Source organism: Paenibacillus xylanivorans (assembly GCF_001280595.1).
Taxonomy (GTDB): domain Bacteria; phylum Bacillota; class Bacilli; order Paenibacillales; family Paenibacillaceae; genus Paenibacillus; species Paenibacillus xylanivorans.
The window spans coordinates 78,887-104,448 of sequence record NZ_LITU01000015.1; the positions used below are offsets into that span (position 1 = coordinate 78,887).

Genomic DNA, 25,562 nt, shown 5'->3' on the forward strand with positions numbered 1-25,562 from the left:
GTTAGCAGTGTAAGCACTAATGTAATAAGGGGAGAGATGTGGAATGGGTAATTTGGATATGGATGTATTGTTGGTTCCTGCAATTGTTGTAGGTGTGATTTTGATTCTTGGCTTGGCTTTCTGGGCGAGGTACAAAACGGTTGGGCCGGATGAAGCCATGATCGTTACAGGTTCGTTCCTTGGCAGCAAAAACATTTCGGACGATGACTCCGGTCGAAAAATTAAAATTGTTCGTGGAGGCGGCGCATTTATCTTGCCTGTGTTCCAGCAATCGGAGTTTATCTCGCTGTTGTCCCATAAGCTCGACGTCTCCACACCGGAAGTATACACGGAACAGGGTGTACCAGTCATTGCCGATGGTGTCGCTATTATCAAGGTGGGAAGCGCTGTAGAAGACGTGGCCACCGCAGCGGAGCAATTCATTGGTAAGCCAGTGGAATCGTTAAGAAGTGAAGCACAGGAGGTTCTGGAGGGGCATTTGCGGGCCATCCTCGGAACAATGACGGTGGAGGAAGTATACCGTAACCGCGATCGCTTCGCGCAAGAGGTTCAAGGTGTAGCAGCCAGAGATCTGAAAAAAATGGGACTGCAAATCGTCTCGTTTACGATCAAAGATGTTCGTGACAAACAGGGTTATCTGGATGCGCTTGGTAAACCGAGAATAGCAGCCGTTAAGCGGGATGCTGAAATTGCGGAAGCGGAAGCGATGCGGGATGCACGTATTCAGAAGGCCAATGCGGAAGAACAGGGACAAAAAGCCGAGTTGCTGCGTGATACGAATATCGCTGAAGCTGCAAAAGAGAAGGAACTGAAAGTAGCGACGTTTAAGCGGGATCAAGATACAGCGAAGGCGGAAGCCGATCAGGCGTACCATATCCACGAAGCGCGTGCGAGACAAACCGTGGTGGAGGAAGAAATGAAGGTTGAACTCGTTCGTAAAGAACGTGAGATTGATCTCCAAGAGAAAGAAATTATCGTACGTGAGAAGCAATATGATGCTGAAGTGAAGAAAAAGGCAGAAGCAGATCGTTATGCGGTGGAGCAGGCTGCCGAAGCGGATAAAGCTAAAAGAATGCGTGAAGCCGATGCGATACAGTATTCCATTGAGACACATGCCAAGGCAACAGCCGAGCAGAAGCGGCTTGAAGGGCAAGCTATGGCGGATGCAGAACTTGCCAAAGGGACAGCGGATTCAGAGGTTATTCGTCTGAGAGGTCTTGCAGAAGCAGAAGCGAAGGAGAAGCTGGCCGAAGCGTTCCAGAAGTTTGGCGAAGCTGCCGTGCTCGATATCATCGTCAAAATGCTGCCTGAACTTGCTGGTAAGATTGCGGAGCCTATCTCCGCGATTGATAAACTGACCGTTGTGGATACAGGTAAGGGTGAAGGCGCTGCTCGTGTAAGCAATTACGTAACAGAGCTCATGGCGACGGCTCCCGAGATGCTCAAAAGTGTCTCTGGCATTGATGTGGAGCAGTTAATTAAAGGTTTCACCAAGCCTAAAACAGCAGCACCAGTTGCTATTCAACAGAGTGAGCCTGTAACGACTCCGTCTATAATCGACAAGATTGTGGAAAAAGCTGGTGTTGATGAGTAAGACAGCGAGTTATAAAGCACTCATGCTCTATTGACCTTAAGGCGAATTTTTGTTACTTTTTAAGCGAGACGTCCGGCGTGGTTTGCCCGCTTCCGGATGTCTTTTCGTTCTTACTAGGGTGTGACTGAATCACACCTAAGATGGTGTGAAAAAAGAGGTGCAAACATTGAGTAGCCTGCAAGTAGCCAAAGCGCTAAATAATAATGTAATTATTGCACAGCATCCTGAGCATGGAGAAGTTGTCGTGATTGGTAAAGGCATCGGCTTCAATCGGAAAACGAATGACATTATTCCACTGATGGCTGTGGAGAAAATGTTCATTCTGAGAAACCAGCAGGAGCAAGAGCAATATAAACAGCTTCTTCCACAAGTGGATGAGGCATTGATTGAAATCATTAATGATGTCATTACGTATATTGCAGAACATACGGACGTTCCTTTAAACGAACATATTCATATCGCATTGACCGATCATATTTCTTTTGCGCTGAAACGGAAAGAACAAGGCATTGTCATACAGAATCCATTTCTATATGAAACCCGTGAAATTTATCCTGACGAATATCGCATGGGTGATTATGCGGTGCGTTTGATTAAGGAAAAATTGGGCGTAGATTTGGGAATGGATGAGATCGGTTTTATTGCGCTTCACATCTACAGTGCCATGACCAACCAAAATATTTCTCAAGTTCGCGAGCATTCGCAACTAATTACCGACTTGGTAAGCCTGGTATCCACCCAACTGGATTATTCGTTTGAGACGGAGTCACTGGATTACTCCCGGCTGCTGACCCATCTTCGATTTGCCTTGGAGCGCGTCCGTCGGGGAGATAAAGTGGAAGAACTTCATAAATTGGATTCCCTGTTGAAGTTGGAGTATCCTGAAATGTACTCGCTTGCATGGAAGCTAACCAAGGTGATGGAAAAAAGGTTGAATCTCCCTGTATATCCTGCTGAAGTAGGCTATCTGACCATTCATTTGCAACGCTTGAATCAAAGGAAAGAAGAAGAGAACAAGTGAAATAATTCCACTAGTGGAATTCTACTTCGACAAATTTCGTGTAAAGGCTTGCATCGTTTTTAAAGTGGTGCTACAATGATTTCCGTAATCAAGCAACTGAATAAACACAAACGACGTGTTACTGATTCGATCAGGCATGAGTTATTTAGAGCGTGATTGTTCTTACCTTATACCGGGTATGCTATACCCGAAGGTTGGATCAATTTCCTTTATTAACTCGTGCCTTTTTTTGTTTTCCCTTGCTTGCATCACAACATAAAAATTTAAAAGAAAGGGTGAATACGACACAATGTTCAAAAAGCTTTTTGGTGTATTGCAAAGAGTAGGTAAAGCTCTTATGCTACCTGTAGCCATCTTACCAGCGGCAGGTTTACTGCTAGGAATTGGTAACATGCTTGTGAATCCGGATTTTCTGCAATATGTTACAGTGCTAGATACCCCCTGGGTTAGCTCAATCGCAACGATTATGATGAATGCGGGTCAGATCGTATTTGATAATCTGGCATTGCTGTTCGCTGTCGGGGTAGCCGTCGGGCTGGCCGGAGGCGAAGGTGTCGCAGGTCTTGCGGCCATTATCGGTTACTTGGTCATGAACGTGACTCTGGGTACGGCTGTTGGTGTTACACCAGCCATGATCGGTGAAGTACCAGGTTATGCCAGCATATTGGGTATCCCTACATTGAGTACGGGCGTTTTCGGAGGTATTATCATAGGTATTACCGCCGCGCTATGCTACAATCGATTTTTCAAAATCGAACTGCCGTCTTACCTCGGTTTCTTTGCAGGTAAACGCTTTGTCCCGATTATCACTTCAGTCGTTTCTCTCTTAATCGGGTTGCTTCTGGTCGTCATCTGGCCTCCAATTCAAAATGGGCTGAATTCTGTATCTCACTTCATGGTAGATACAAGTCCGACATTATCGGCATTCATTTTCGGAGTCGTAGAACGGTCACTTATTCCGTTCGGTCTCCATCATATTTTCTACTCGCCGTTCTGGTTTGAGTTCGGTGAATATGTGAACAAAGCTGGGGATGTCATTCGTGGAGACCAGCAAATTTTCTTCAATCAACTGCGAGATGGTGTGAACCTTACAGCGGGAACGTTCCAAGTTGGTAAATTCCCGTTCATGATGTTCGGTTTGCCAGCTGCGGCGCTTGCGATGTACCATGAAGCAAGACCAGAGCACAAAAAGTATGTTGCAGGGATCATGGGATCAGCTGCGCTTACTTCTTTCCTCACAGGGATTACAGAGCCGCTTGAGTTCTCATTCCTGTTTGTAGCACCAATCCTGTTTGCAGTACACTGTATCTTCGCAGGTTTGTCTTTCATGACGATGCAAATTCTTGGAGTCAAAATCGGGATGACGTTCTCCGGCGGATTTATTGACTTCCTGATCTTCGGGATCATCCCGAATCGTACACCTTGGTGGGATGTTATTATCGTAGGTTTGATTCTTGCAGTGATTTACTATTTCGGATTCCGATTCATCATTCGCAAATTCAATCTGAAAACACCAGGACGTGAAGAGGCAACTCCTGAAACAGCTTCGGGCGGAGGTTCAGGTTCTACGGATGATCTGCCTCACAATATCCTTGCTGCATTCGGTGGGCAAGAGAATATCAAACATCTGGATGCCTGCATTACTCGTTTGCGGATTGAAGTAAATGAGAAATCCAGTGTAAATAAAGATCGTTTGAAACAATTGGGTGCATCTGGCGTACTTGAAGTGGGTAATAATGTACAGGCCATCTTCGGTACACGTTCAGATACGATCAAATCCCAAATGCAGGATATCATTGCAGGACGGACACCGGCACCAGCTCCAGCAGCTGTGGATAAGCCAGCTCCTGAACAGGAAAAGGCGCAAGGTGAAGAAGGCGAACGTATTATAACGGAAGACATCGTTATGCCAGTTAACGGCGAATTGATGGATATCACAAACGTTCCTGATCCGGTCTTTGCTGAGAAAATGACAGGTGACGGCTTTGCTGTTCTGCCTCATGATGGCAAGATCACTTCTCCTGTATACGGTAAGGTGTTTAACGTATTTCCGAGCAAACATGCCGTGGGCATTATGTCGGACGGAGGCAAGGAAGTGCTTGTTCATATAGGTGTCAACACGGTGAAGCTGAAAGGTAAGGGCTTTAACGTGCTTGTGCAGGAAGGCGATCTGGTATCGGCCGGACAACCAATTATGGAAGTGGATCTGGAGTATGTGAAAGCCAATGCTCCGTCGATTATCTCTCCGGTCATTTTCACCAACCTGCCGGAAGGTTCAACAGTCACGCTCAAGAAGAGCGGGGTACTGAAAATTGGCGATCAGCCAATCATTGAGATAAAATAAGAAGTGTTACGACAATGGCAAGCAAGTGTAAATATATGCAATGCCTAAACTAAATTATTGAAAGTGAGATGATTGTAATGCAACAAACATTCAGAATTACAGACGAAGATGGTATCCACGCACGTCCGGCGACAGCCCTGGTTAATACAGCAAACAAATTCAAAGGTGCAGAATCCTTTGCAGAAGCTAACGGTAAAAAAGTAACTTTGAAATCCATCCTGGGTGTACTTTCCCTGGGTCTGGAACAAGGCGACACCATCAACATCATCGTTGAAGGCGAAGGCGAAGCTGAAGCTCTTCAAGCTTTGACAGATGTTATGGTTAACGAAGGGCTGGGCGAAATTAATGCTTAATGTTTCTGGGATCGCGGCTTCGGCGGGTATTGCTATCGCCAAGGCGTTTATCTTGGAGCATCCCAATTACTCTGTAGAAAAACGCGAAATCAACGACGTTGACGCAGAGATCGCGAAACTCGACTCGGCTCTGGGCAAGTCCCAGGCTGAGCTTGAGGCGATCAAAGAGCGTACTTTACAAGAGCTTGGCGAGAAAAAAGCTGAGATTTTTGCTTCGCATTTGCTCATTCTGAATGACCCGGAACTGATTGATCCGGTTAAAGCAAAAATATCGGATGATAAGATTAATGCGGAATTCGCATTGAACGAAACAGCAGCGCAATTTATCGAAATGTTTGAAAACATGAAGAGTGCTTACCTGCAGGAACGTGCTGCAGATATGCGTGATGTAACCAAACGTGTGCTGAATCACTTGCTTGGTATCGAATTCATGAGCCCGGCTGAGATTAGCGAAGAAGTGATCGTGCTTGCGGAGGATCTTACGCCTTCCGACACGGCTCAACTGAACCGTCAATATGTAAAAGGTTTTGCAACCAATATTGGTGGACGTACTTCTCACTCCGCTATCATGGCTCGTTCGCTTGAAATCCCGGCTGTTGTTGGAACTAAGGACATTCTGGCTCAAGCGAAACAAGGCGATATGATTATCGTTGATGGTTTGGACGGTCATGTACTGGTTAATCCAACGGATGATGTTATTGCTGAGTATCGTTCCAAACAGGAGCAATACGATGCACAACGTGCCGAGTGGAGAAAACTGCGTGATGAACCAACCGTGACGGTGGATAACGTTCATGTGGAACTGGCAGCCAACATCGGTACTCCGAATGATGTTGCAGGTGTTCTGGAAAATGGCGGCGAGGCTGTAGGCCTGTACCGTACCGAGTTCCTGTACATGGGCAGAGACAAGCTTCCTTCCGAAGACATTCAGTACAATGCTTACAAGGCTGTACTGGAGAAAATGGAAGGTAAACCTGTTGTCGTTCGTACACTCGACATTGGTGGAGACAAAGAGCTTCCATATCTGGATCTGCCAAAAGAAATGAATCCATTCCTCGGTTTCCGCGCAGTTCGTCTGTGTCTGGATCGTCTGGATATTTTCCGTACGCAATTGCGTGCATTGCTGCGTGCAAGCGTACATGGTAACCTGCGTGTCATGTTCCCAATGATTGCAACACTGGGTGAATTCCGTGAAGCGAAGGCTGTCCTGCTTGAAGAGAAGGAGAAGCTGGTAGCTGAAGGTATTGCTGTGTCAGACAGCATCCAACTGGGAATCATGGTCGAAATTCCTTCGACTGCGGTTCTGGCGGATCAATTTGCCAAAGAAGTGGATTTCTTCAGTATCGGAACAAACGATCTGATTCAATACACAATGGCTGCTGACCGTATGAATGAGCGTGTGTCGTATCTTTATCAACCATATAACCCTGCCATCTTGCGTTTGGTTAAAATGGTCATTGATGCAGCACACGGTGAAGGCAAATGGGTTGGCATGTGTGGAGAGATGGCCGGAGACGAAACAGCAATTCCCTTGCTGCTCGGTCTCGGATTGGATGAGTTCAGCATGAGCGCAACATCCATTCTGCCAGCTCGTAGTCAGATCACCAAGCTGTCCCGTGCAGACATGCAAGAGCTTGCTGCTAAAGCTCTGGATATGCAAACGGCTGAACAAGTCGTTGAACTGGTTCAAAGCATACAAGCGTAATTTTATGGGGTTTCTACCCGATTTTAAGGGTTTCTTTTTCCGATAAAAAAGCTGCAGTCTTGCAGCGATTTTGCCGGTATCTGTTGTTACAGCAGATGCCGGCTTTTTTTATTTTTAAGCCGATATGTCTATTCTGCGGAAAAGTTACATTTTTCCGTTTGTTTCTTGGTTGAAAATCATTATCATTAGGATAACTGAGCAAAAAGATCAATGGATATCATGCTGAGGGAGAAAGTAGGGTTACCATGAAGATCAATGAAAAGAAGGCAGACAAGATGCTTAAATATAGCAGTATCGATTCGTTTGAAGTTCCCTGGAATGGAGAAGTTGTTCATCCTGCAATAGCTGAACATACCGCAGTTCTTTGTACAAGTGGTTCCGGAACTCTGGTATCGAATGAACATATATCCCGACTGAACGAAGGGGAGGTCTATTTGCTGGCACCTGGGCAGAGGTTTAAGCTGGCGGCGGATGAGCAGCTTCTAAAAGGCTCTTTGGTCCGTTTCGATATACGAATTGGGCGGGGAACAGAAGATGATCGCTACCAATGTCTTTATGGAGGGGTTATTTGGGTGCAAAGACCTGCAACAACTCGCTCTCTCTTGCGAGCGATTACTTCAATTGGAGGCCGCTGGTGACGAGGAACACTTCAATAGACAGGTTCTGTTATACGGTCTGATGACTTTACTTGTTAAAGCGGAGGCTAAGTCGGAAAGCGTTGAACCAACCCCTGCTGCGATAGCCCGTGTTGCCGATTATATGATTGAACATCTGGATCATGAGTTAAAACGAGATGAATTGGCCAAGCTCGCTGGCCTGAGCCCGGGATATTTTTCGTTGGCATTTCAACAATACACAGGAAAGACTCCTACGGCTTATTTGATGGATGTCAGAATGAAACGGGCTAAGGAGCTTCTTTTGTCAGGTGACGGTGTGAAAGAGACCGCAATTCGAGTGGGCTATGAAGATGAGTTTTATTTTAGCCGCAGATTCAAACAGAAGATGGGACTTTCACCCAACGCGTTTGTCAAAAGCCGCAGATACAGTATCGTAAGTGTCTCTGATCCAATCTCGGGCAGTTTACTGGCACTTGGCCTGCTCCCGAAGGCAGCTGCCTTTTATCCAAATCATGAGTTATACAACCGAATGACCCGTCTGCACTCTTATGAGCTGGGGGAGGGGCAGGTCTGGCAAGAAAATGTGGATCGATTGCGTGCGTCGGAGCCGGAGCTTATTTTCTGCACCGACATTCTGGCCGAGCGATCGCGAAAAGAGCTGGAGCAGATTGCGCCTACAGTTGCCATCCCTTGGTTATCCGCAGACTGGCGTCAACAGCTTCGAACCATTGCAGAAGTCATGGAGCATCGGGAAGAAGCGGAGACGTGGCTGTCGGATTACGATGGTAAGGCTGAAGCGGTTTACCGCAAAGTAAGACGTAACAGCCTATTTCACGAGTTGGTTCGGCGATGTGGCAGCTGGGCTGCAATATACCGTATCCGTCCATCATGCAGCTCCCAATTTCTCGCTAGCCAATCTGAGTGTACATTTGATGCAGGAAACCGGTTATACAAGAATTGCTTTTCAGCTTGAGAAATTGGAGGTCAATTTGGCTCCTAATGATTCGAAAGGAAGAATGGCCTGGCTCGAAGCAGAATTTAGACGTTTTTACAGTCAGACTGCACGTCCACTTATGGAGTGTTTGTCCGATGCTTCCGGGTTGTATGTGAGCATGTTGTGGGGGCAGTTGCCAACGTCGCTGCAAAACTACAGGGAGAACATCCATGATGCGTATCCGAATGATGAAACTCTTTTGCGTCAGTTTGCGGCTGATGAACAGTTGGTGCAAACTGGTCTGGAAGCTGACGTATTTGGTCTGGCCAAGAATCCGCTTCGCGTCAGGGTTCGGATGATTGATCATCCGCTGGAGCCTTCGAAGAGACTTTCGATCAAAAATGTCTGTTGCCTGCAATATTTTCGACAAGGACGCTCTTATTGTTATACCTGTCCGCGTTTGGGTAAGAAGGAACGGTCCAATTGGGAGCCCTAGACGGAAGATAATGAGATAAAGATGACGGATAAAAGAATTAAAACAGCCGCACACAGTGCGGCTGTTTTTTGGTCATTTATAAACGAATATCAACGACTGAATATGTTTCCATTTTAATTTTCATGCCCGAAACCCTAGAATAGATCATGGTTCGGTTGCGGGCATGAGCGTATGCAAGCTTTAATTTAGATTAACTTTCAACTACAAGCACAGTTCAGTACAGGCTTACGGGCCGCTGTTGTTTCATCCAGACGGGTAACCGGTGTACCATAAGGGGCATTGAGTACCAATTCAGGTGTCTCTTCTGCTTCCTTGGCAATGCGAATCATCGTATCGATGAACCCATCAAGTGTTTCTTTGCTCTCGGTTTCCGTCGGCTCGATCATGATGCACTCCTCAACGTTCAGCGGGAAGTACACGGTTGGCGGGTGATATCCAAAATCAAGCAATCGTTTGGCAACATCCAGTGTCCGTACCCCGTACTGTTTTAGCCCCCGGCCAGACATAACGAATTCGTGTTTGCACACGCCTGGATACGGAATCTCGTAGTAAGGTGCGAGACGGGCCATCATGTAGTTGGCGTTGAGCACCGCACATTCCGATACCCGGCGCAAGCCTTCAGGTCCATAGGTACGAATGTAGGCATAGGCACGGACCAGAATACCGAAGTTGCCGTAATACGCTTTGACCCGGCCAATGGATTGATCACCTTCGCGATCCAACGCATATATGCCCTCATCATTTTTGATGACCATCGGTTTCGGCAGAAACGGAATCAAGCGGCTCTTTACGCCAACTGGGCCGGCACCAGGTCCACCACCGCCGTGCGGAGTGCTCATTGTTTTATGCAAATTCAGATGTACTACGTCGAAGCCCATATCGCCAGGCCGGGTGATGCCCATAATGGCATTGGAGTTGGCACCATCGTAGTACAGCAAGCCACCAGCCTCATGCACGATGGAGGCAATCTCCTGAATGTCTTTTTCAAAAAGTCCGAGTGTGTTCGGGTTGGTCAGCATCAGCGCTGCGGTATCCGAACCAACAGCTGCACGGAGTGCGTCCAGATCTACCAGACCGTCTGCACGGGAAGGGATCGTTATCGTTTCGAAACCTGCAACGGTTGCACTTGCCGGGTTAGTGCCATGAGAAGAATCCGGTACGATGACTTTCGTACGCTGTTCACCACGACCTTCGTGGTAGGCCCGGATCATCATGAGTCCGGTCCATTCGCCATGTGCGCCAGCGGCTGGTTGCAGCGTAACGGCGTCCATGCCGGTCAGGCCAGCAAGGTCATTTTGCAACGTGTAGAGCAGTTCAAGTGCACCCTGAATGCTGGATTCGTGCTGATATGGATGAATTTTGGCGAATCCGTTGTAACGGGCCACATCCTCATTAATCTTCGGATTATATTTCATCGTACAAGAACCTAGCGGATAGAATCCGTTATCTATTCCGAAATTACGACGAGACAGAGCAGTGTAGTGGCGAATGACGTCAACTTCAAAAACCTCAGGCAATGCTGCTGCTTCCGATCGAAGCATTTCCCGGGGAATCAGGGAATCGGCAGCCTGCCGGGGAACGTCACATTCTGGCAAGGAGTATGCAACTCGACCCGGACTGCTGAGTTCAAAAATCAACGATTGCTCCGGTGCTGAAGAGGCAGCTTGGGCAGAGAATTTTGTAACTGTTTCCGTCTGGCCCGAAGTGGAGACTGAGGTTACTGTTTCCGAGTGTCCTGTTGCTGAAGTTGTCTTTGTTGTCGTTTCCTGAGTCACAGCGATCCCTCCAATACACGTGCGAATTCGTCTATTTCTTCCTTGCTGCGTCGTTCGGTAACGGCAATGAGCATATGTCCGGCGAGCTCGGAATAATCCCTTCCAAGTTCATACCCGCCAATGAAACCGGCATCGAGTAATTTCAGTTGCAGGGCATCCACGTTCGTTCCTTCAGGCAGTTGGATAACAAACTCATTGAAAGTTGGTGCAGCAAATGTAAGAGAGACCCCTGAAATTGCGGTAAGCGTGTTAAGGGCATAATGGCTCTTTTGCAAATTCAAATCAGCGACATCGATCATGCCTTGTTTACCCATGATGGACATATAGACAGAGGCGCTCAGCGCGAGCAAAGCCTGGTTGGAACAGATGTTGGACGTCGCCTTTTCACGGCGAATATGCTGTTCACGTGCTTGCAGCGTGAGTACAAAACCACGCTTGCCATTGCGGTCGGTTGTCTGGCCAACAATTCGGCCAGGAATCCGGCGCATATGAGCCTGGGATACGGCGAAGTAGCCGCATGTTGGGCCGCCAAGTGAAGCAGCGATACCAAGGGGCTGTGCGTCGCCAACGACGATGTCAGCACCCAGCTTGCCTGGGGCTTCCAGCAGACCCAGCGACAGCGGGTTGGCACTGACCACGAGCAGACCCTTGTGCGCATGCGCAAGGTCTGCGGCCTGTTTTACATTTTCCACGGCGCCGAAGAAGTTCGGGCTCTGGATCATGACGGCTGCGGTGTCATCGGACACGGCGGCTTGCAGGGCATCCCAGTCTGTTACACCATTTTTATACCCAATCTCGACAATCTCCAGATTGAGGCCGTGTGCATAAGCCTGCAATACCTGACGGGATTCGGGGTGTACGGTACGTGACACAATCAGCTGTTTGCGGCGAGTTGCTGCTGCGGCCAGATTGCCTGCTTCCGCAAATGCAGTCGCACCATCGTACATGCTGGCATTGGCTACAGCCATGCCTGTTAATTCACAGATGTAGGATTGAAACTCGAAAATTGCCTGTAATTCTCCTTGGCTGATCTCGGGTTGATAGGGTGTGTAGGCTGTATAAAACTCGGAACGGGAGATGACATGATTAATGACGGAGGGAACATGGTGATCATAAATGCCTGCCCCCAGAAAGCTGGCGTGTGTCTCGAAGTTGGCATTGGCTCCCGCTTGCTTCGACATATGACGTGTCAGTGCATATTCATCCAGTTTGGAGGAAACAGGCAGTTCACCCTGATAGCGAATCTCCTGTGGAATGTCATGGAACAGATCCTCAATCGTTTCCACACCGATGGTTGCCAGCATGGCACTCTGATCCTGCTCGGTCATGGGAATGTAACGGTGCTTGCTCATGCTTGCTCAGCTCCTTGAGTAGGTGTCTTTGGCGCACGTGTCCGTTTATGAAAAGGGGTCTTCACGACCTCGGCTTTCAGTTTCTTACCGCGAATCTCAATCTCTAGCGAGGTACCCAGTGCAGCATATTTGCTTTCAATCAAGGCCAGCCCTAGATTGCGTTTCAGCGTAGGAGATTGGGTGCCAGTGGTCACTTCACCAATCTGTACGCCTTCAGCGTATATAGGATAATGGGGGCGGGGAATGCCACGCTCCAGTACTTCGATGCCGACCAACTTGCGGGCAGGCCCGTCATTTTTTTGTCGCAATAAGGCTTCATGTCCGATAAAAGGTCCAGCATTCAGCTTCACAAACATGCCCACACCAGCCTCCAGCGGCGAGATGGTTGCAGACAGTTCCTGTCCATACAGGGGAAGCTTGGCTTCAAAGCGCAGCGTATCGCGGGCACCCAGTCCGGTTGGAACGAGTCCGTAACCTTCCCCCGCTTGCATCAATCCATTCCAGACCGCAGCGGCCTGTTCGGCAGGAACATAGAGTTCAAAGCCGTCTTCACCCGTATATCCGGTGCGGGATAATAGCAATGTAACATCACATACCTTCGCATTTGGCACAAAACGGAAAGGCTCTATCGAAGACACATCGGTGTCTGTCAACGTTCCTAGAATATCCACAGCCAGTGGACCTTGCAGGGCAAGCAGCGCCGTTTGTTCCGAATCATTGGTCATCGTTACGCCTGGCGTCATGTGCTGTTGCAGCCATGCCCAGTCCTTGTCGATGTTGGAGGCATTAACAACCAGCATATACTGCTGGTCTTTAAGTTTATAGATCAGCAGATCATCGACCACGCCGCCATCCGGATAACACATTAACGTATATTGGGCCTGACCGGGAACGAGTGTTGTTACATCATTGGTGGTCATGTGTTGTAAAAAGGCTTCCGCATTTTCACCTTGAACGGTGAATTCACCCATGTGGGATACATCAAATAATCCGGCACGTTCTCGCACCGCTTCATGCTCTTTCTGAATTCCACTGAATTGTACAGGGAGCTCCCAGCCACCAAAATCAATGCATCGTACGCCTTCATATTGCTGATAGAGTGGAAAGAGTGGGGTTCTAAGCAAATCAGACATCCAATCACCTCGTCATGGGCCGTCAACCGGCCGAGTGTATAACCGTGGATCAATGAATCTGGCATCAACTTTTATTATAAAAGTAAGGAAAGGACGCTGTAGGCAGCGCCGCTCTATAACCTGTTTTCGTTTTTTTGGGAAAAAGGAAAAGGACAGGCCAAAGAACCGGCATGCCAGAAGCACGCTGTATTCTTAGGCTCTGTCCTTGGTACCTGAGAGTTACCCCGCCGCATGATGCAGCAGGTTTCCCCTTGGGTGATCATAACGCCCGCACAGGGCGAATAGATGCTCTCCAGAGTTGCGTCCCGTAAAAGTCCTTTTGCCTGAGAGATTCACCTCCCGCTTGTCGGTGGTTTACTCCTTCGGCGTTACCGCATGTACACCCTGATTCGGGTGCCAAGGGTAATCTCTCCCTTTACATTCATCCGCGGGTATTGCATAGACCAATAAACACATTTACTACTCTCATTAAAGCCTGAATCGACTATTGATGTCAAGAACGATATCATAGAAACTAACAAGAAATCCGAATGATATTTTTAATTCATTTTATAATGTTCGTCTATTTATAAAGAGTGCGCTTACTTTTCTAATATTCACCATTATATGTAGGGATAGTCCATTTGAGTTACGGGCATATAAGGAAGGGAATTAAATAAATTGTAAGGTATCTTGACATTTGATTCTAAAATATCATACGCTATGTTCTGGGAAAAAGGTTAAGGTCAAAGAAACGCATGCACTCATTTAATGAAAAGCGAGGCGGATATCGATGAGCGAATTGAAAAGTGATTTCCTGTACAGTGAAGAGCACGAATGGGTGCAGACCGTAGGGGAGGATACCGTACGTATTGGCATTACCGAGTTTGCGCAGCATCAGCTGGGTGACATTGTGTTTGTGGAATTGCCTGACCTTGAATCGGATGTAAAATCGGAAGACAGCATCGGAACAATTGAATCCGTCAAAACTGTTTCGGATTTGTTTTCTCCTGTCAGTGGAACAATTGTTGCTGTGAATGACGCACTGCAGGATTCCCCAGAGCTGGTAAATAACTCTCCATATGAGGAAGGCTGGATGATCGAAATCCGTGTTGAGGGCGATCTGACAGCAGCACTGTCCACATTGATGAATGCGGATGCGTATCGTACACATACGGAATAAAATTTGGGTTCAATTCTCCGCGGGAGATTGAGCTTCAGCTTGAGGCAAAAGTCTGTTTAACGTGAAAAGAATGAAACGATTGATTATAGATCCGGATGGTAATACTGCTAATTCGGAATACTTAGGCGCAATTGCCTCACCTGTAACGGGATGAGCAATTGCGCTTTTTTTTGTCGTTGTTATCAGAGGGCTTGGATGAAATGAATATAACCCTAACGTGTTTCATCATCATTCCTGAATGAGGATAGAAACAGCTCGATGAAATAGAATAAATTTACAATTTTATTTGTCATTAAAATGGGGCAACTCGTGGGTATGATACATGAAAGGGAATAACAGGTTCCATTCCATATACAAGGCTTAAATATGGGACAATCCTTCAAATTTAAATCTTGTCATCAACGTTCATGACGGAAGTAGGTTTTCATTTCGTTGTAGAAGATACCGTTTTCATTTACGATATGGTTGTGAAATTAAGATTTATTACAGATTTGTACCTTCGTTCGTCTGGATCATCGTGTCAAAATTCAGTGGAATTAAGGTTTAATATGTTGAGGAGGTTTTCAGTATGAGTTCAGTGGACGCAAAGTCCGAAAAAAGCGGAGGAATACGGGTCGGCGTTCAGAAGTTTGGACGTTTCCTGAGCGGTATGGTTATGCCGAACATGGGTGCATTTATCGCCTGGGGTCTGATTACGGCATTGTTCATTCCAAAAGGATGGTTCCCTAACGCAGATTTTGCATTGCTGGTTGATCCAATGATCAAATATTTGCTGCCTTTGCTTATCGGTTATACAGGCGGTACCATGGTACACGGCCAACGTGGTGGTGTAGTCGGTGCAATAATGACCATCGGGGTTATTGTCGGCAGTGACATCCCAATGTTTCTTGGTGCGATGATTGCCGGACCATTGGGAGCCTGGGTCATTAAGAAATTTGACAAGGCTGTCGATGGCAAAATCAAATCAGGGTTTGAGATGCTGGTTAACAACTTCTCCGCTGGTATTATTGGTGGGATTTTGGCCCTTCTAGCCCTTAAAGGCATCGGGCCTTTCGTTGAAGCGATTAGCAAGGTGTTATCGGCTGGGGTAGAAACCTTGATGAATGCTGGTCTTCTCCCGCTGGTCAATCTGATCATTGAGCCAGGAAAAGTATTATTCCTGAACAATGCCATCAACCATGGGATTCTGACACCGATTGGTACGGATCAAGCAAGAGAACTCGGTCAATCTGTATTATTCATGCTTGAATCCAATCCAGGACCTGGACTCGGCATTTTGCTGGCATACTGCTTCTTCGGTCGGGGATCAGCCAAATCTTCCGCTCCAGGTGCTGTAATCATCCATTTCTTTGGCGGGATTCACGAGATTTATTTCCCTTACATTCTGATGAGACCGATACTGATTCTGGCTGCAATGGCTGGTGGTGTAGCGGGTACATTGACCTTCATGCTGACAGGAGCTGGCTTGGTTTCAGCACCGTCACCGGGAAGTATCATTGCCTACTCGTTGTTAACACCTAAGGGTGGATATCTTGGCATGTTTGCAGGGGTAGCCGTAGCTGCGATCATTTCCTTCCTTGTGGCATCTGTGCTGCTCAAAACAGGTAAAAAGAAGGATGATGAGGATCTGGATAGTGCTTCCAGCCGTATGAAAGATATGAAAAATCAGGGCAAAACGGGCAACCTCACCGTTGACAAAGACAATCGGGAAGCTGACCGTGCGGCTGATATTGCTTCTTCGGCAGTAAAAACGGATATCAATAAAATTGTATTTTCCTGTGATGCAGGTATGGGTTCGAGTGCCATGGGGGCCTCGATTCTGCGTAAGAAAATGAAGGCAGCCGGTGTGGATATCGCTGTAACCAACACTGCGATCAGTGAGATTCCGCAAGATGCCGACATCGTCATCACACAGAAAACATTGACAGACCGGGCCAGAACCGTGGCTCCAAATGCAGAGCATATTTCCATCGATAACTTCCTGAAGAGTCCTGAATATGAGGCACTGGTGGAGCGCCTCAAATCCGACTCCTGATGAGTAATATTACAAGGAGACAGCGTGAGATCGTGGAGTTCCTGCTGGAGCATCCGCATGAGGTAACTGCTGGCGATATAGCTGTTGCGGTCAAAGTAAGCACTCGTACCGTACATCGGGAGTTGCAGATGATTGAACAATGGCTTGAGCCCCTTGGCATGAGATTGGAAAAAAAATCGGGAACCGGGGTTCGAATTGATCCCGGTTCCGATGATTTGGCCGTATTGCGCCAACAACTTGAGCTTAACGAATATGTAGAGTTTACGCCCGAAGAGCGTAAACTCTTCATGCTTTGTATTTTGCTGGATGAAGCCGAGCCTGTGAAGCTGCTTGCGCTGGCCTCAGATCTGAAGGTAACCGTGTCTACGGCAAGCAATGATCTGGACGATCTGGAGCCACGCATTCATCTGGCGGGATTGAAGCTGGTTCGCAGGCGCGGATATGGGGTCAAAATCAATGGAAGCGAGTTGGCTCATCGCATGGCTATTTCCGCGCTCGCTCTTGAATATCTGGATGAATCCGATTTGTTCGGTAGACAAGCGGAGCAGGGCGTTTCCAAAGTAAACAGTAAACTACTGGAAATGATTGGGCATAAAGATGTGCTTACGGTCGAAAATGCGTTATGGCAGCCGGATATTGAGTGGTTGGAAAATATTCCGGAGCGTCAATATATGAGGCTGCTGATTCAATTGTCTGTAGCGGTTGTGCGGATTCGCAAAGGCTATGGTATAGGTCGGGGCATACAACAGGACAAAAAAGATATTGGAAATCCGTTGCAAGGCGACAAGGGGAAGGTGCCAGAATATTTGGCCTCCCGTTTGTGCGGTGTTCTGTCTGCACAGCTTGGGATGGACTTTGTGGGCGAGGAGCAGGTTTATTTTCACAGGCTGCTGATTGAAATCGAGCAATCGATTCATTCCTCACGTCTGCTGCCCATAGACGATCTGGTCTTACTCGACATGGTTCGTGCTCTCACAGATCGAATGCAAGAGAAAACTCATTATTCGTTCCATGAGGATCGTCTGCTCCGTGAAGGTCTGATTGCTCACATGGAGCCGGTGCTGGAACGAATGGATGGGCGGCAACTCATCCGTAATCCGTTGCTTCAGCAAATCCGCAAGGATTATGAATCATTATTTGAGGATGTAAAGAAAGCGGTGCGAGAGGCTTGGCCCAATACGGATGTGCCGGATGAGGAGATTGGATTTTTGGTGATGCACTTCGGTGCTTCCATTGAACGGCTGCGGGTGCTCAAGCGAGAAATCAGGGCTGTCGTCGTCTGTACGAGCGGAATCGGATCTTCACGGATGTTATCGAGCCGCCTGTCCAAGGAAATTCCGGAGATTCGGATTGTGGACAGCGTGTCTTGGTATGAAGCCGCACGTATACCGAAGACGGAATATGATCTGGTTCTCTCTACCGTTGATCTGCCGATGGATAAACATCAATACTACAAGGTCAGTCCGCTGCTAACGGCAGAAGAAAGTGAACGTTTAAGGCATTTCATCAGGACAACGACGCTTCAGCGGGAACATAGTCCCCCACCTGAAGCAGAGTCAAAGGCAACAGGACGATTTACCGATCCGGTTGGGCTGGAAGCCACCCTGATTGAAATTGTACAGATTATCGGCAAATTTCAGGTGTTCCCACTGGATAACCAGGAGATCGGATTTTTTGAAACGGCCTACGCCATGTGCAGCGTTTTGCATCAATCCGGTGTGTTGAATAATCCAGACGAGATTGCCAGGCTGCTGGAAGAGCGTGAAGCGGTTGGAAGCCAGAAAATCCCAGGAACTTCCCTCGCGCTGTTTCATACACGCAGTGATGGCATTCAAAGTCCTTCAATCACGCTCTTCCAATTGACAGAGCCGCTTCTGCGCACGCCGGAAGACCCGGCAGGTGTCAGTCATGTACTCTTGATGCTTGGACCGAGACAGTTATCGAAGGAAAGCTTGGAGGTACTGAGTGAGATCAGTGCGCTATTGTTGCAGGAAGAAATGATTGCATTACTTGAAAAAGGCAACCGGGATGATCTTATTCATTACTTGTCCCAAGAACTTGCGGGATTTTACCGCAGCAAAACCGAAATTGGAGGTATTCAAACATGAGTGTGTTAACTAAAGATAAAGTCATCATGAATGCAACGGCTCAGGACAAATACGAAGCGATTCGTATGGCAGGTCAGATTTTGAAAGACGCGGGACATATCACCGCTGAATACATTGACAAAATGCTGGAGCGTGAAGAGATTGTCTCCACGTATGTCGGCAACGGACTTGCGATTCCACACGGCACGAAGGAATCCAAATCATTCATCCTGTCCACAGGCATATCGGTCATTCAGTTCCCGCAAGGTGTTGATTTTGGGGAAGAGAAAGCGTATATGGTGATTGGTATCGCCGCTCAGGGTGGAGAACATATGGAGATCCTGACCAGCATCGCAGTCATCTGCGCTGAGGAAGAGAACATGGAAGCTCTGCGTCATGCTCAAACCGCTGAAGAAGTTATCACTATTTTGGAAAGTGAAATGGAACTATGAAGGCCCTTCACTTTGGAGCAGGGAATATTGGACGTGGTTTCATCGGTTTAATCCTGTCCCGTGCAGGCTACAATGTGGTTTTCTCAGACGTTAACCAGGAGCTGGTTAAGGCTCTAGAGCAGCGTGGAGAGTACACGGTTGAACTGGCTAACGAGGCCAAGGACCTGGAGACAGTTACCGGTGTGAGTGCAATCGATGGAACCAATCTGGATACCGTTGCTCAAAACGTTGCAGAAGCTGAACTGATCACAACGGCAGTAGGTGTAGGCATACTGAAACATATTGCTCCCGGTATTGCCAAAGGACTTACGACCAGACTGGGAACAGGTGATGTCTTCCAGCCCCTTCACATTATTGCCTGTGAAAATGCAATTGGAGCCAGCACTCAGCTGAAAGAACATGTATATGGTCTGCTTGATGAGCGCACTCGCCTGCTTGCGGATCAGTACGTGTATTTCCCGGATTCAGCCGTAGACCGCATTGTGCCGATTCAGCATCATGAAGATCCATTGCATGTACAGGTAGAGCCTTTCTATGAATGGGTCGTTGACCGTTCACAAATGGCTCCTGCGTTCAAACCGGTTGAGGGTGTAATGTATGTTGATGATCTGGAGCCTTATATTGAACGGAAGCTGTTCACCGTAAATACCGGACACTGTATTGCCGCCTATATTGGATATGTGAACGGGTATGATACGATTCAGAAGGCTATTGCCGATGAAAAAGTCAAATCCATCGTATATGGGGCCTTGCAGGAAACCGGGGCAGTTTTGGTGAAACGTTTTGGATTCAATGCAGATGACCATCAGCTGTACATTGCCAAAATACTGGAGCGGTTCGTTAACCCGTACCTGACGGATGAGGTAACTCGTGTAGGGCGTTCTCCGCTGCGGAAACTGTCCCCGAATGACCGTCTGGTTCGTCCGGCTCTCCAGGCTTACGAGTACGGAACGGAGACAACACATCTGGCGATGGGGATGGCGGCTGCCTGCAAGTTTGATATTTCCGAAGACCCGGAAGCGGTGGAACTTCAGACTACGATCCAGCAAAAAGGGATTGAAGCAGCACTCAGCCAGTATACGTCCATGGACGAGAACCATCCTGTACTGAAGCAAGCTGTAGCGCATTATCAACAAATGCAGAAGTAACCGTTCTTCATTTCAATACAATGTAATATCGACAGAAGAAGAGCCTCACAGGGTCAACTGTGGGGCTCTTTATTTTGCTCTGCCTTCTTTTTATACGTATCCAGACATGCCTCGCATATACAAGACTTCCTGCGCTGTTCTGCCGGAATGGGGTCAAATACTCCTTTTGGGAACACTGCCTGGTTACACCAGCATTCTGAATGAGGGCGGCCTGCTGCATAGGAACAGCCATTGGCTTCACCACATAAAGGACATACAAGAACTTCTGCAGTCATCTTTTTTGTATCCTGCTCAACAGACATACGAGTCTTCCTTCCCCCGTTGAATTTCTTAACCACGAACGATCGATAGGTTTATTAAAGTATACCAACTCAACCCATTATATCAATCCTGTGGTTATTCTTCAGGAGGCAATTCAATTGTCATTCCTTCCACATGCTTGCGACCCATCAGTTTGCGCTTCTTCCGATTTTCCTTGGTCTCCAACACAATGTCGAGGTCATAGTCGTCGCCAGGATAAAGTTCCTGTGCAGATATATGCAAAGTCAGGCGTTTCTTGTGAATTTTGACTTTGCGTCCGCGCAGTATGACCCCGATATTCCCACGACTGTCCTCCACATCACAGACAATTCCTGACTGGTTCAGATAGGCTGCATAGACGCGATCTCCTTTTCGGAATGCTTTGGCAGGGGAAGTGGGTTTCGATGCTCCAGGCCAATTGGACTGGTTTCTAGGGCCAGTTTGTACGGACGGGCTGACTGGTTCCAACGTGTTCCTTGTTTTATTTGAATGCTTTTGTTCAGCCGTGCTGCTATTTGGTGATGGTGAAGAATTCACGTTGGGCACAGCTGAAGTAAAGTTTGGAGAGACACGTTGCGAGACACCTTGATCCGAAATGAGCTTGGAGCGCTCAATAATTCGCTGCGGCATACCCAGCTTCAGTGCAATGGAATAGGCGTAACTTTCCCCGGCTTCTCCAATCCGCAATCGATAGAGAGGCTGGAGCGAGACCGTATCAAATTCCATTCGTGCATTCTCAAATCCAGGCGTGGCTGCCGCAAAATGTTTGATTTCACCAAAATGGGTAGTGGCGACAACGGTAGCTCCGCGGCTGTGTAGCTCCTCCAGCATAGCGATCGAGAGTCCCACTCCCTCACCAGGATCAGTACCTGAGGCCATCTCATCAATAAGCACAAGCGTCGATGAATCGGCTTGAGCCAGTATGCCAATCATGTTGCGAATATGGGCAGAAAAGGTACTGAGTGCTTGCTCCAGGCTCTGTCCATCGCCGATATCGACGGCAACCTCATGATACACGGCCATCTCGCCTTCTTCAGCGACAGGGACAAGCAGACCGGATTGCATCATCAGGGTGAGCAGACCTAGTGTCTTGAGGGCAACCGTTTTGCCGCCTGTATTCGGTCCTGTAATAATCAGTGAGGAGTACGTGTGACCAATTGCAAAATCAAGTGGGACCATGGTTGCACCCATTAATGGATGGCGTGCCCCTTGAAGCCGAACCCGTCCATTGGCATTGACGCGTACAGTCCGTCCGTCCATGGTCGCCGCATATTTGGCCTTGGCGAACAGAAAATCCAAAATCCCTACCGTTTCCGTATTTAGCGCAATTTCGCGATGATAAGACTCTGTCATGGAGGTTAAGTCACCCAGAACCTTCATTTCCTCCCGAGATTCCTCCGCTTGCAGCGAAGCCAGCTCCATTTGCAGACCTACTAATTCCGCTGGCTCAATGTATACGGTTTGGCCGCTGCCTGACTCATCCAGCACACTGCCTTTAACGTGCTTGCGGAATTCTTTCTTGATGGGCAGCACCGTTCTTCCACCACGCTGGCTAATGACATTCTCCTGCATGATGGAGCGGTGTTTGCTTACGAGAGAATCCAGCTTGCGCTTCATGCGTTCCTCATTCACCGTCATTTTTTTACGAATACGTATCAGCTCCTTGCTTGCCTGATCCTGAATGCGTCCATTATGGATACATCGTTCGATCTCGCTCAGCAGGGACTCCATCCATATCATGGATGAGGCGTATCGGCTGACTGTAGGAGCAACTTCGGATTTGCCCTCCATGTATTTCATAAGCTGTGCGCAGCTACGTAGAAATTGGGCGAGATGGCTGAAATCTCGCTCAGTGAACAAATAACCGGTGCCGAGCAGATCCATAATGGTCTCCATGCCGTCCAGTGAAGGGATGGGAACACTGGCGCCGTAACGAATCAAAGCAGCAGCTTCAGCCGTTTCTTCCAGACGCATTTGAATCAGAGGAGCGTCCACCATGGGCTTCATGTCTCTTGCATAACGTTTGCCCAAATAGGATAGGGCACAGGCTGCAACGTTTTTTTGGATTTGGGGGTAACCCAGACTGGTTAGTGTGTTTTCATTCATGCTTGATCTCTCCTTGGTTATAAAATGAATTTCGGTTTAAGCGATGAAACATATTCCCGGAAAACGCAAAAAGGGCGGAGAATGAACAAACGTCATTCTCCGCCCTTAACGTAGGGGAAAGTAGGGCCCAATATAGGTCTATACAAAAAAATCCACGCTGAACACAGCGCGGAAATAGACCCGGACACGTACAATCCCGGAGGCGATTTATGATATCCGCTGTTCTTAACTAAGTACAGGGTAATGGCGCATCAAGAAATACACGTATGCCTTAAGGCACAAGCGAATCGAAGGCCAAACTCCTGAATATGAAACTTGGTTAGTTAAGAATGCTCACCGACATCAAAATCTCTCCTTTGATTGAGGAATATGCAACCAATATAAACTGGAAATTGCCTTGAAGTCAACCTTTAAGAATAAATAGTGGACTTGAATAACAATGGGTTTTAAAATAACAATAGTAAATTAATCCAATGAAAGCGATATTATACATACGTTTTGCATAAGATCGGGAAGTGATTCCGAAAGCGTTCTCGTTCAAATAACGCAAAATGCACACAAAGGAGGATGTTCTTTTTGCCTAAATACCTGTTGCGTTTGCTCTGTTTTACCATGATTCTTGGAGCCCTTCCGGTCATTGTCATTGGTTCAGTCTCCTATTCGATTGCTTCGCGTGACATTGAGCAGAAGGTGCGTGAGAGTAATTTGCAGATTCTGCATCAGACCCAAATGAGGGTAGAGCAAGTATTGCGCAGTCTGCAATTGTCGTCCATCCAATATGTGAATTCTCCATTGGTGTTACAAGCGATGAAAAAACCGCTGGACAGCAGCGAATTTCAGGAAATTCGTGATCTGACTTCCGGATTTAATAATTTGCAATCGGTTACAAATATTGATCAGGCCTATCTCGTGAATCTGGATGAAGACTGGGTTGTATCGATGCGATCCTTTGGAAAATTGGATGATTTCAGTATTCGGGATCGGATTGGCTCCTATTTGAAATATACCAACAGCCTGTTCTGGGTGACGCAAAATGTGAGTTCATCCAAAGAAAGTATCCCGGTATCGGCTGGAGTCGGTGAAGCGGCACAAGAAACCGTGCCTACCCTTATTTCATCCGACAATGTGGTCAGCATGGTATTCAAGATTCCGATGATACCAACGAATGTGAAACCAAAGGGATTTCTGGTTATAGACATCGCTGATACAGAGCTAAGTACATTTCTAAGCCGAAATCCGAATTCAGGGGATATGTACGTCCTTGATCGGGAGCAGAAATATTTTCTCAACGATACAGAACAAGACGGGAAATACGACACGCTGAATCAGGAAATTCATGAAAAGGTACAAACGACGGGACAATCGGAGGGTTTCTTCAGCGCAGAGGTGGAAGGAAGCCAGGTGGCGGTTAGCTACAGGCAGTCCCCACTCAATGGCTGGTTGTATGTGTCCGTTGTATCGCTGAGCCAGATAACCGCCCAGTCGCAGAAAATTGCGTTGGTTACGGGAGTGGCTACACTCGTCATGTTATGTTTGACGGGACTAGTAGCTATCTACGGCAGTCGCAAGATGTATTCTCCCATTTCCAGACTTCTGCAGTTTACGAAAGGACTGGATTCTCCATTGGCTCCGTCGGGACGCCGTCAGGATGAATTTATATACATCGAAGAGCGATTATCGACCTTATTCAGCTCGGAAAAAACGATGCGCGAGCAAATGAAGGGTCAGCATGTTCATTTGCAGGAATTCTTTATGACCAAACTGCTTACAGGCAAAATATCGGAAGAGGACTTCAGATATCAGGGCCAGCTCTATGATTTTCCGACATCCTGGTCACGGCTAGGGGTGCTCACGCTTCAGATCGATACCCTTGAAGGGACAAGGTATGAAGAGCAGGACCGAGACCTGCTGTTGTTCGCGTTAAACAATATGGTCGGTGAACTGCTGCCGTCGGATATTCGATTTGCCCCTGTCATGATTGATGACGCCCAGGTTACGGTGCTGGCATCCATGCTGGATGATGAAGTACAGCTAAAAGAATGGATGCATTCCCAAGCCGAATTGATCCGTGAGCGGGTCGTAACCTATCTGAATCTGCCCGTAAGTATTGGTATCAGCCGCTCCTATTCTGCAATTGGTGATTCACCAAGGGCTTATCAGGAGAGTCGAGAGGCTCTTCAAGGCAGGGTAAGTCTGGGCAGCCGTATTATTTTGCATTATGAAGATATTCAGCCGCGCGGCCAGACGGAGGCAGCGCTATATACACAGCTAAGGATGATCGAAGACCAGTTGGCCTCTGCGCTCAAGCAAGGAGACGAGGAGAAAACTGATGCGTACTTTAAGCGGTATCTCGGATTGCTCTCAGACAAGAAGCTGCACTTCAGCGAGTACCCCGTTATTATGGTTCAACTGTTGTCCCGTGTGTATCAGCTTGTGCAGGAGCAGGGCGGGAATGTCGCGGAAGTGTTGGGCGAAAAGGCATCCATGGCTCGATTGCTGAAGTTGTCCACATTGGATGAAATGACGAACTGGTTCCGCAAATGTTTATTCCAACCTGTCATTCGATTCTGGCGCGAACAGGAAGAGTCTCAATATCTGAATATTGCCCGCCGCATGATTCGGCTGATCGAGGAGCGGTATGATCGTGAATTGTCGCTGGAAGCATGTGCAGAAGAGCTGAATTTTCATCCGGTCTATCTGAGCCGTGTGTTCAAAAAGGAGGCTGGTGTGAACTTTACGGAATACCTTGCCGAATACCGGATGGAAAAAGCCAAAACCTGGCTGCAGACGACCAACCTGAAAATATCGGAGATTGCCGAGAAGCTCAATTACACGAACCCTACCGCTTTTATCCGAACATTCCGTAAAATTACAGGAACTACCCCCGGAAAATACCGGGAGCAGCAGCGATAAAAGCAACCTGCTCTGCCTGCCATGGCAGGCAGGTT

Annotated in this window: 19 protein-coding genes and 2 riboswitches; of the genes, 14 read left to right on the forward strand and 5 right to left on the reverse strand. The window is 47.6% G+C overall.

Going from position 1 to position 25,562, the window contains the following annotated elements; translation table 11 throughout:
• The first annotated feature begins 43 nt into the window (after positions 1–43).
• The 8 genes from AMS66_RS01570 to AMS66_RS01605 all read left to right on the forward strand — a co-directional run bounded on the left by AMS66_RS01570 (position 44) and on the right by AMS66_RS01605 (position 9,064).
• Entirely contained in the window at positions 44–1,594 is a 1,551-nt protein-coding gene (locus AMS66_RS01570; RefSeq protein ID WP_053779149.1) for a flotillin family protein, read from the forward strand.
• A 166-nt stretch (positions 1,595–1,760) separates the two neighbouring features.
• A complete protein-coding gene (glcT, locus tag AMS66_RS01575) occupies positions 1,761–2,615 on the forward strand; it encodes a glucose PTS transporter transcription antiterminator GlcT (protein WP_053779150.1) in 855 nt (284 codons plus the stop codon).
• Positions 2,616–2,904: 289 nt separating this feature from the next.
• The gene (gene ptsG / locus AMS66_RS01580; protein ID WP_053779151.1) at positions 2,905–4,959 is read left to right on the forward strand and encodes a glucose-specific PTS transporter subunit IIBC; all 2,055 of its coding nucleotides are present in this window, start codon (positions 2,905–2,907) and stop codon (positions 4,957–4,959) included.
• A 77-nt stretch (positions 4,960–5,036) separates the two neighbouring features.
• The gene (locus AMS66_RS01585; RefSeq protein ID WP_024633102.1) at positions 5,037–5,312 is read left to right on the forward strand and encodes an HPr family phosphocarrier protein; all 276 of its coding nucleotides are present in this window, start codon (positions 5,037–5,039) and stop codon (positions 5,310–5,312) included.
• Positions 5,305–7,017, forward strand: coding sequence for a phosphoenolpyruvate--protein phosphotransferase (ptsP, locus tag AMS66_RS01590; RefSeq protein WP_053779152.1), 1,713 nt, complete (start codon positions 5,305–5,307; stop codon positions 7,015–7,017). Before AMS66_RS01585 ends, ptsP begins: the two co-directional genes overlap by 8 nt.
• Positions 7,018–7,262: 245 nt before the next feature.
• Positions 7,263–7,655, forward strand: a complete 393-nt coding sequence (locus tag AMS66_RS32150) for an AraC family ligand binding domain-containing protein (protein ID WP_053779153.1) — start codon at positions 7,263–7,265, stop codon at positions 7,653–7,655.
• Positions 7,573–8,607 (forward strand): helix-turn-helix domain-containing protein, encoded by a 1,035-nt coding sequence (locus AMS66_RS01600; protein WP_201782124.1) that lies wholly within the window; start codon positions 7,573–7,575, stop codon positions 8,605–8,607. Before AMS66_RS32150 ends, AMS66_RS01600 begins: the two co-directional genes overlap by 83 nt.
• Before the next feature lie 16 nt (positions 8,608–8,623).
• Positions 8,624–9,064 (forward strand): (2Fe-2S)-binding protein, encoded by a 441-nt coding sequence (locus tag AMS66_RS01605; protein WP_144424385.1) that lies wholly within the window; start codon positions 8,624–8,626, stop codon positions 9,062–9,064.
• Between the two features lie 197 nt (positions 9,065–9,261).
• Here AMS66_RS01605 and gcvPB read toward each other — a convergent pair whose 3' ends face one another.
• From gcvPB to gcvT, 3 genes are all read right to left on the reverse strand, one after another.
• Complete coding sequence (gene gcvPB, locus AMS66_RS01610; RefSeq protein WP_053779187.1) at positions 9,262–10,701, reverse strand: aminomethyl-transferring glycine dehydrogenase subunit GcvPB; 1,440 nt, start codon at positions 10,699–10,701, stop codon at positions 9,262–9,264.
• A gap of 134 nt (positions 10,702–10,835) precedes the next feature.
• Positions 10,836–12,191 (reverse strand): aminomethyl-transferring glycine dehydrogenase subunit GcvPA, encoded by a 1,356-nt coding sequence (gcvPA, locus tag AMS66_RS01615; RefSeq protein WP_053779156.1) that lies wholly within the window; start codon positions 12,189–12,191, stop codon positions 10,836–10,838.
• Positions 12,188–13,324, reverse strand: coding sequence for a glycine cleavage system aminomethyltransferase GcvT (gene gcvT / locus AMS66_RS01620; protein WP_053779157.1), 1,137 nt, complete (start codon positions 13,322–13,324; stop codon positions 12,188–12,190). The genes gcvPA and gcvT overlap by 4 nt, the downstream gene beginning before the upstream one ends.
• Positions 13,325–13,521: 197 nt before the next feature.
• A riboswitch (glycine riboswitch) is annotated at positions 13,522–13,622 on the reverse strand.
• A 3-nt stretch (positions 13,623–13,625) separates the two neighbouring features.
• Positions 13,626–13,749, reverse strand: a riboswitch (glycine riboswitch).
• A 347-nt stretch (positions 13,750–14,096) separates the two neighbouring features.
• Between gcvT and gcvH the strand changes: the two genes are divergently transcribed.
• The 5 genes from gcvH to AMS66_RS01645 all read left to right on the forward strand — a co-directional run bounded on the left by gcvH (position 14,097) and on the right by AMS66_RS01645 (position 20,208).
• On the forward strand, positions 14,097–14,486 hold the full coding sequence (gene gcvH, locus AMS66_RS01625; RefSeq protein WP_053779158.1) for a glycine cleavage system protein GcvH: 390 nt from the start codon (positions 14,097–14,099) through the stop codon (positions 14,484–14,486).
• A gap of 568 nt (positions 14,487–15,054) precedes the next feature.
• Entirely contained in the window at positions 15,055–16,521 is a 1,467-nt protein-coding gene (locus AMS66_RS01630) for a PTS mannitol transporter subunit IICB (protein ID WP_053779159.1), read from the forward strand.
• Complete coding sequence (locus tag AMS66_RS01635; RefSeq protein WP_053779160.1) at positions 16,521–18,629, forward strand: BglG family transcription antiterminator; 2,109 nt, start codon at positions 16,521–16,523, stop codon at positions 18,627–18,629. Before AMS66_RS01630 ends, AMS66_RS01635 begins: the two co-directional genes overlap by 1 nt.
• On the forward strand, positions 18,626–19,060 hold the full coding sequence (locus AMS66_RS01640) for a PTS sugar transporter subunit IIA (protein WP_024633110.1): 435 nt from the start codon (positions 18,626–18,628) through the stop codon (positions 19,058–19,060). The genes AMS66_RS01635 and AMS66_RS01640 overlap by 4 nt, the downstream gene beginning before the upstream one ends.
• Entirely contained in the window at positions 19,057–20,208 is a 1,152-nt protein-coding gene (locus AMS66_RS01645; protein ID WP_053779161.1) for a mannitol-1-phosphate 5-dehydrogenase, read from the forward strand. Before AMS66_RS01640 ends, AMS66_RS01645 begins: the two co-directional genes overlap by 4 nt.
• A 53-nt stretch (positions 20,209–20,261) precedes the next feature.
• Here AMS66_RS01645 and AMS66_RS01650 read toward each other — a convergent pair whose 3' ends face one another.
• Both AMS66_RS01650 and AMS66_RS01655 read right to left on the reverse strand, forming a co-directional pair.
• The gene (locus AMS66_RS01650; RefSeq protein ID WP_330219274.1) at positions 20,262–20,510 is read right to left on the reverse strand and encodes a cysteine-rich CWC family protein; all 249 of its coding nucleotides are present in this window, start codon (positions 20,508–20,510) and stop codon (positions 20,262–20,264) included.
• A gap of 94 nt (positions 20,511–20,604) precedes the next feature.
• Complete coding sequence (locus AMS66_RS01655) at positions 20,605–22,614, reverse strand: endonuclease MutS2 (RefSeq protein ID WP_053779162.1); 2,010 nt, start codon at positions 22,612–22,614, stop codon at positions 20,605–20,607.
• A gap of 576 nt (positions 22,615–23,190) precedes the next feature.
• On the opposite strand from AMS66_RS01655, the gene AMS66_RS01660 reads away from it, so the two are divergent.
• Positions 23,191–25,527 (forward strand): helix-turn-helix domain-containing protein, encoded by a 2,337-nt coding sequence (locus AMS66_RS01660; protein ID WP_160319652.1) that lies wholly within the window; start codon positions 23,191–23,193, stop codon positions 25,525–25,527.
• The last annotated feature ends 35 nt before the right edge of the window (positions 25,528–25,562 follow it).

What these genes read in the sequence shown, in the direction of transcription:
- AMS66_RS01570 (WP_053779149.1), top strand. Translation starts at nt 44, where the DNA reads ATGGGTAATTTGGATATGGATGTATTGTTGGTTCCTGCAATTGTTGTA.
- ptsG (WP_053779151.1), top strand. Translation starts at nt 2,905, where the DNA reads ATGTTCAAAAAGCTTTTTGGTGTATTGCAAAGAGTAGGTAAAGCTCTT.
- AMS66_RS01585 (WP_024633102.1), top strand. Translation starts at nt 5,037, where the DNA reads ATGCAACAAACATTCAGAATTACAGACGAAGATGGTATCCACGCACGT.
- ptsP (WP_053779152.1), top strand. Translation starts at nt 5,305, where the DNA reads ATGCTTAATGTTTCTGGGATCGCGGCTTCGGCGGGTATTGCTATCGCC.
- AMS66_RS32150 (WP_053779153.1), top strand. Translation starts at nt 7,263, where the DNA reads ATGAAGATCAATGAAAAGAAGGCAGACAAGATGCTTAAATATAGCAGT.
- AMS66_RS01600 (WP_201782124.1), top strand. Translation starts at nt 7,573, where the DNA reads ATGGAGGGGTTATTTGGGTGCAAAGACCTGCAACAACTCGCTCTCTCT.
- gcvPA (WP_053779156.1), bottom strand. Translation starts at nt 12,191, where the DNA reads ATGAGCAAGCACCGTTACATTCCCATGACCGAGCAGGATCAGAGTGCC.
- gcvT (WP_053779157.1), bottom strand. Translation starts at nt 13,324, where the DNA reads ATGTCTGATTTGCTTAGAACCCCACTCTTTCCACTCTATCAGCAATAT.
- gcvH (WP_053779158.1), top strand. Translation starts at nt 14,097, where the DNA reads ATGAGCGAATTGAAAAGTGATTTCCTGTACAGTGAAGAGCACGAATGG.
- AMS66_RS01630 (WP_053779159.1), top strand. Translation starts at nt 15,055, where the DNA reads ATGAGTTCAGTGGACGCAAAGTCCGAAAAAAGCGGAGGAATACGGGTC.
- AMS66_RS01635 (WP_053779160.1), top strand. Translation starts at nt 16,521, where the DNA reads ATGAGTAATATTACAAGGAGACAGCGTGAGATCGTGGAGTTCCTGCTG.
- AMS66_RS01640 (WP_024633110.1), top strand. Translation starts at nt 18,626, where the DNA reads ATGAGTGTGTTAACTAAAGATAAAGTCATCATGAATGCAACGGCTCAG.
- AMS66_RS01645 (WP_053779161.1), top strand. Translation starts at nt 19,057, where the DNA reads ATGAAGGCCCTTCACTTTGGAGCAGGGAATATTGGACGTGGTTTCATC.
- AMS66_RS01650 (WP_330219274.1), bottom strand. Translation starts at nt 20,510, where the DNA reads ATGTCTGTTGAGCAGGATACAAAAAAGATGACTGCAGAAGTTCTTGTA.
- AMS66_RS01655 (WP_053779162.1), bottom strand. Translation starts at nt 22,614, where the DNA reads ATGAATGAAAACACACTAACCAGTCTGGGTTACCCCCAAATCCAAAAA.